The organism is Cognatundibacterium luofuense, from assembly GCF_018139685.1.
Taxonomy (GTDB): Bacteria; Pseudomonadota; Gammaproteobacteria; order Burkholderiales; family Burkholderiaceae_D; genus Undibacterium; species Undibacterium luofuense.
The window spans coordinates 1-363 of record NZ_JAGSPN010000289.1 but is presented as its reverse complement, the minus strand read 5'-3'; the positions used below and the strand labels follow the sequence as shown (position 1 = coordinate 363).

Here is a 363-nt window from a genome sequence, read left to right as displayed (position 1 = left end):
GACCAAAATGCGGGCCCAATGATGATTTCTGCTAAATCCTGGAGTTTGACCAGTGACACGAGCAAGCCCAGCATGAACACTTCTATCATGCTCCAGGGGCGGATTTTCTGCAAAATCAGTATCGGCGCAGCCAGTTTGTGTGCAGACATATGGCCGCGTAAGGCCAACACAGTGACATAGATTTCTAACGCAATTTGTAACGCGGGGACCAGCAGCGTGGTCAACATCACCAATAACGATAAGACGTGCATTTCCTTTTCCCACATCGCTAATGCAGCACCCAGTAAGGTCGCTTCCCTGCTGGTTTGCTGCAGGTTCAGCGCCATTAAAGGAAACAGATTCATGATCCCAAACAGGATGGCC

At 49.9% G+C, this 363-nt stretch carries 1 protein-coding gene; it reads right to left on the bottom strand.

Annotation, left to right across the window (positions count from 1 at the left end; all coding sequences use genetic code 11):
* The coding region (locus KDM89_RS20455; RefSeq protein WP_230428011.1) for a paraquat-inducible protein A at window positions 1–344 on the bottom strand (344 nt) is incomplete at its 3' end.
* Between the last annotated feature and the right edge of the window lie 19 nt (window positions 345–363).